Genomic DNA, 5,978 nt, shown 5'->3' with positions numbered 1-5,978 from the left:
CCGATGACATTGCCCATCTTGCCCTGATCGGTCGCCATGCCAAGCGTGGTGTAGCGTTTCAGATGCTCGACCGAGACGAAGCCCTCCTGATGGGCCAGCCGCACATCGTCGCCGGTCACGTCATGCTGCGGATCGACAAAGGCCTTCGCGCGTGTCTCGGGCTGACGCACCTCATAGACGGGCTGGATCGGCTGCGTCCAGCCGCCCGGGGCTGGTGCCTCGGCCGCTTCGCCCATTGCGCGGCGCGCCGCCGCCACGCCGGAGGCCGCGCAATCGGCCCGATTCCAGACGCCATCGGCAGAGCCTGCCATATGGATGGGCTCCTCTGTCGGTCCGGCGAGGAAACAGGCCAGATCGGCATTCCAGACGGGCTTGGCCCCCCGGTGAGAGGAGAGGTTCACGACCGGCGACCAGCCGCCCGAAACTAGCAAAAGGTCGCAGTCTTCGCGGGCGGCCTCTGACCAGCCTGCGCCGGAGCGGGTGGCAAGTCTGACGCCCTCCACACCGCGCCGTCCGAGGACAGCAAGGGGCGCCAGACCCGGCCGCAAGCTGACCCTTTCAGGGGCCAATACCGCATCGCTCCGCGCATCGGCCAGCACGACCTCTGCCCCGGCGGCGGCCAGTTCGCCCGCGGCGCCATAGGCGCTGTCGTTCGTGGTCGCGATGACGATGCGTTGACCCGGCAGGATACCGTAGCGGTTGAGATAGCTCCGCGCAGCCGCAGCCGTCATCACGCCGGGCCGGTCATTGTCCGCGAAGGCGATGGAGCGTTCCAGCGCCCCGGTTGCCAGTACCGTCGCGCCCGCCCGCACTGTCCAGAAACGCTGACGCGGCAGATGCGGATCGGGCGCGGCCAGATGATCCGTCACCCTCTCCACCAGCCCCGCGACACCACCGTCATAAAGACCGAAAGCCGTGGTGCGGGTCAGGATGCGGACGCCCGCGCGTTCCACGGCGGCGACCAGCGCGGAGCGTTCGCCTTCGGCGGCGGGGTCGTTCAGATAATCGCCGCCCAGCTCAAAATCCTGCTCGACCAGCATCACGTCGCGGCCCGCCTCTGCCGCCGTCAATGCAGCATTGAGGCCAGCGGGGCCCGAGCCCACGACAAGAATATCGCAAAAGGCATGGGCGTAATCATAACTGTCCGGGTCGGCTTCGCGGCTGGCCCGGCCCATCCCGGCCGCCTTGCGGATCAGCTTTTCATACTGCATCCAGAGGCCGGTGCCGCGCCCCCATTCAAAGGGCGGCAGGCCCATGAAGGTCTTGTAATAGAACCCCGCCGAGAAGAAGCGACCGAAGAGCCCGTTCACCGCGCCGAGGTCGAAGCGCACGTTGGGCCAGGCGTTCTGACCGTTGGCCTCCAGCCCCGCATAAAGCTCCTGCATCGTCGCCTTGACGTTCGGCTCATGCCGCGCGCCGTGGCCCACCGAGACAATGGCGCCGGATTCCTCGACCCCGGCCGACATGATGCCGCGCGGGCGGTGATATTTGAAGCTGCGACCGAGTTTGGTCTGCCCGTTTGCCATCAGCGCCGAGGCCAGAGTATCGCCCGCGAAACCCTTAAGGGTCAGCCCGTCCCAGCGGAAGCTGACGGGCCGCGTGCGATCAATCCGGCCGCCTTTGTCCAGACGCCGGGCGCTCATTCCGCGGCCTCCAGCGCCGATGCCAGACCCGGATGGGCGGGGCGGACCGAAAAGATCTCATGCGTCAGGGTATCGCGCTCGACCATCAGCCACATGCGGCAACCATGGACATGCTGCCATGTCTCCACCTGCCGCCCGCAGATATTCCCGCGCAAAAAGACCGCGTCGTGCCAATCCTGCATTGGCGCATCAAGGGCGGGATAGGTGACGGACCCGTCGCCGCCATAGCTGAATTCGCTGTGATCGCGGGTGCCGCAGAAGGGGCAGTCAATCCGTAGCATCTCGTCCTATCCGTGCAGTTTGCAGTCGGGCCCGGCGCCGCGTTCGTCGATCTGAACCCCGCGTTCGAACCGTTTCAGGTCGAAAGGCGCGATCATCGGCGCGGGCCGGTCGTTGGCGATGAGGTCGGCGAACCACCAGCCCGAGGCAGGGCTGGCCTTGAAGCCGCCGTAGTTCCAGCCGGCATTCAGGTAGAGGTTGTCGAGAGGCGTCTTGCAGATGAAATGCGATCCATCCATCGACATGTCGACCAGCCCCGACCAATGCCGCAACAGCTTCACCCGGCCAAGGCAGGGCAGAACCGACATCGCGGCCTCGGCCACGTCCTGCACGATGGGCAAGTTGCCGCGTTGGGCATAGGACTTGTACCAGTCCAGATCACCACCGAAGACCATCCCGCCCTTGTCGGATTGCGAGATGTAGAAATGCGCCCCGCCCATGCCGAAGACCACGACCTGATCGAGAAGCGGTTTCAGCGGCTCTGACACAAAGGCCTGCAGCTTGTGGCTTTCGATCGGCAGGCGGCCAAGCCCCGCCATCTGCCACAGAAGCGAGGTGCTGCCCGCGACAGCAAAGGCGACCTTTCCGGCGGTGATCCGACCGCGTGAGGTCTCAAGCGCGGTGATCCGGCCACCCTCGCGGGCGATCCCCTCGACCTTGCAGTTCTGGATGATGTCGACGCCGCGCGCATCGGCAGCGCGGGCATAACCCAAGGCAACCGCATCGTGCCGCGCCGTGCCCGCGCGTTTCTGCACCGCCGCCCCCATGATCGGGAACCGCGCATCGGCGGCGTAGTTCAGATGAGGCACGGCGCGCTTCAGCGTCGGCAGATCCCAGATTTCCGCATCCGCAGTGCCGGTCAGCCGCATCGTATTGTAGTTGCGCGACGCCGCGTCGATGGCGCCGGGGCTGTGCAACAGCGCGATATGCGAGCGCTGCGAGAACATCACGTTGTAGTTCAACTCATGGCTCAGGCTTTCCCAGAGCCGCAGCGAATGCTCATAGAACTCCCGGTTGCCGGGGCGCGCATAGTTCGACCGAACGATGGTGGTGTTGCGCCCGGCATTGCCGCCGCCGATCCAGCCCTTTTCGAGAACGGCGATATTCGCCACCCCATGGGTCTTGGCCAGATAATAGGCGGTGGCAAGCCCGTGTAGCCCGCCGCCGACGATGACCACATCGTACTGGGCCTTCGGCTCCGGATCGCGCCACTGACGGGTCCAGCCCTTCTGGCCGGTCATCCCCTGCCAGAAGACATTCCATGCGGTGAAGCGGGTCATCTGATCAGCAGGTCTAGCGCAGATGCTTGCCGGGATGTTTGAAGATCTGGCCGAAGCCCTCCAGCTCATCCATGATGCCCGCGCGGCGCAGGCAGGACCAGAACTGCGCCTGATTGGACGTGATGACCGGCTTACCGGTGATCTGCTCGATCTCTGCCACTGCGGGCAGCGACCGCACGCCGCCGCAGCTGAGGAAGATCGCATCGGCATCGGGCCGGTCGATCTCCAGCGCGAATTTCTTCCAGTATTCAGGCGTGACCAGCCCCATATCCCAACCGCTGGCGATGTTGAGGCCCTGAATGTCGAGCACGTCAAAGCCGCGTTCGACAAGAAACTCCGCCTCGGCGGTGTTGATGTCGTCAAGATAGGGCGTGCCCACGACCAGCTTCTTGACGCCCAACTCATTCAGCGCATCAAGGACACCCTGCACCAGGCACATCGGCTGCGCCCAGGGTGCGCCCTTTTTGATCTCGGCCATCACCCGGTCTTCGCCGATGACGATGGAACCTGAAGTACAGGAATAGCTGACCACATCCGGCTTTGCCTCGGGCTGGATGCGCGACGCGGCGTCGGCCATATGTTCGATATGCAGCGCGAGCGTTTCGGTCGTGGTGTGATCGTCGGTTTTCAGCCGCGTGACATAGACGGCGACGCCTTCGGGCGCCATGTCCCAGAAATCGCCCTCGGCAGAGGGATCGGTGGACATGAGGATGAAGCCGAGCTTGGCGCGGTGGAAGCGGCCAGCATCCATTTCGGGGGTGCGGGGCTTTGATGTGATGATCTGACCGGGCTGGAACATCTAAAGAATAACCTCCTCGACGGATTTGGGGTGGCTTGTCAGCGGCTCCCAGCCGCTTTCGGTGATGATGAAGCTGTCGCCGACCTGCGCGCGGAACGTGTCGACCGAGACCGAGCCGTCGACGGCCAGCACCATGCCGGGCTGGATCACGGTCGTGTCGCCGGTCACGAGCTGCGGCGCCTCCAGGAAGCTGAAGCCGGTCGCGCGGCCGCAGCGGAACGGATATTCGAAACCCGCGCCCTGAATGACCTCGGCATAGGCCGCATGGACGCTTTCGGCGGTGACACCGGGCTTTAGTGCGTCGAGTGCCGCCTTCTGGCTGGCCACTGCCACCTCATAGACCGCGACCTGATCGTCCGGCGCATCGCCGATCCAGAAGGTGCGGTCGAAGCCCAGCTTGAAGCGATGGAAGTTGGTCATGCCGCAGAAGCAGAGGAAAACCGGCTCCCCCACCCGCATGATGCGGGTCGAGGCGCGATGATGGGTTTTGATGATGTCGCTGCCCGAGGCCATGATCTGCAGAAAATGCGTGTTGGGCGACATGTCGGCATCGTCGTAATGCGCGGCCAGCAATTCCGCCGCCTTGCGGGTCCCGGCCTGCGATGTGGCAATCGCCACTTCGTATTCCGGCACGCCATTACCGATTGCTGCGCGGCCCGCTTCCATCATCGCGGTCGCGACCTGCCCCGCATGGCGGGCGAGTTGCAGTTCCTCATCCGACTTGATCATCCGCATTTCGTTCAGGATCGGGGTCACACTGGTGAGCCGCTCCTTGCCGATCAGTTCATCAACATAGGCCCGCACAAGGGGCGGCATGTGGCCCGGCTCGATCCCCACCTTGCCCGCGCCCTTGACGGCCTCCGGCAATTCCTCGCGCCATTCCTTGCCCATGCCGTCATTCCAGGGCGCGATGCGGTCGACACGCGCCGCCGCCTTGGCGGAATTGAGGTCAATCGTCGGCGTGATCAGCAGCGAGGGGCCATCCTTCGGTACGACGAGGATCGTCGGGCGGCCGAATTCCATATGCAGATAGTCGTAGTAGCCGGTCAGGTAATAGACGTTGTCGTCATCCGTGATCAGCGCCACATCAATGCCAGCCTCGGCCAGACGGGTCTGAAAACGGGACAGTCTTTCGGTGAACATATGGCATTCCCTCGCGCGTCCGGCCCCTCTCGCATCGAAAATCAGACGGGCCGAAATGATGCATCAGCGTAGGCCCGGCCCGGCGATTTCCAAAGTGACATCTGTTGCGGATTTATGATAACCAAAAGTTATGAAAAACTTCCGCCGCTCCCTGCCGCCGCTGGACTACCTGCTGTTCTTCGAGGCTGTCGCCCGGCATGGCAGCTTCACCCGCGCCGCCGAAGAACTGAATGTCAGCCAGGCGGCGGTCAGCAAGCGGGTGAAGGTGCTGGAAGACTGGCTGGGGTTGCCGCTTGTGCATCGCAGCGGGCGCAATATCGCGCTGTCGCGCAACGGAAAAACACTGGCTACCAACACTTCAGAGGCGCTGGACTACCTGAATACCTGCCTGCAACAGATACGCCGCGCGACGGGGGCAGACAGGCTGTCATTCGCCGCGAATGTCGCCGTGGCACAGTATTGGCTGACGCCGCGTATCAATGAATACCTGCTCGGGCCGAACGCCGTGCCGGTGACGCTGACGGCCTCGGACAAGGATGCGGACCTTTTCGACTTCGAGGCAGATGCCGTTTTTTATTACGGGTCTGATATTCCTGCAGGTTGGGATGGCGCTCCCCTGTTCGAGGAAATCTGGCTGCCGGTGGCAGCGCCGTCGCTGATTGGATCGATGCAGGGTTTTGAAACCAAGACACTTCTCGACTTCGACAAGCTGACGCCGAAGTGGATCAACTGGGGCGACTTCGCTGCCCTTACCGGAAATAACGAGATTGCTGCAGCCCTCAAGGTCAACCTGCGCTCCTATGGCAGTACGCTCGATACCGCCCTGCGCGGCAA

General features: G+C 63.8%; 6 protein-coding genes. 1 reads left to right on the top strand and 5 read right to left on the bottom strand.

What is annotated here, in order from left to right; translation table 11 throughout:
- The 5 genes from WBB85_RS12610 to WBB85_RS12590 all read right to left on the bottom strand — a co-directional run.
- Positions 1-1,643: 2Fe-2S iron-sulfur cluster-binding protein (locus tag WBB85_RS12610; RefSeq protein WP_432638959.1), on the bottom strand; the 1,643-nt coding region annotated here is incomplete at its 3' end.
- Positions 1,640-1,924, bottom strand: a complete 285-nt coding sequence (locus tag WBB85_RS12605; protein ID WP_432638958.1) for a sarcosine oxidase subunit delta — start codon at positions 1,922-1,924, stop codon at positions 1,640-1,642. The genes WBB85_RS12610 and WBB85_RS12605, both read right to left, overlap by 4 nt.
- Positions 1,925-1,930: 6 nt before the next feature.
- Positions 1,931-3,202, bottom strand: a complete 1,272-nt coding sequence (locus WBB85_RS12600; protein WP_432638957.1) for a sarcosine oxidase subunit beta family protein — start codon at positions 3,200-3,202, stop codon at positions 1,931-1,933.
- 13 nt (positions 3,203-3,215) lie between these two features.
- The gene (locus WBB85_RS12595) at positions 3,216-4,001 is read right to left on the bottom strand and encodes a maleate cis-trans isomerase family protein (protein ID WP_432638956.1); all 786 of its coding nucleotides are present in this window, start codon (positions 3,999-4,001) and stop codon (positions 3,216-3,218) included.
- Entirely contained in the window at positions 4,002-5,144 is a 1,143-nt protein-coding gene (locus WBB85_RS12590) for a M24 family metallopeptidase (protein ID WP_432638955.1), read from the bottom strand. It abuts the gene before it with no gap.
- A gap of 130 nt (positions 5,145-5,274) precedes the next feature.
- Here WBB85_RS12590 and WBB85_RS12585 point away from each other — a divergent pair.
- The coding region (locus WBB85_RS12585; RefSeq protein WP_432638954.1) for a LysR family transcriptional regulator at positions 5,275-5,978 on the top strand (704 nt) is incomplete at its 3' end.

Source organism: Albidovulum sp., assembly GCF_049646345.1.
In the GTDB taxonomy this organism is placed as follows: Bacteria; Pseudomonadota; Alphaproteobacteria; order Rhodobacterales; family Rhodobacteraceae; genus Albidovulum.
Note: the sequence above shows the minus strand (reverse complement) of the source record. Positions and strands in the feature narration are given on the sequence as shown.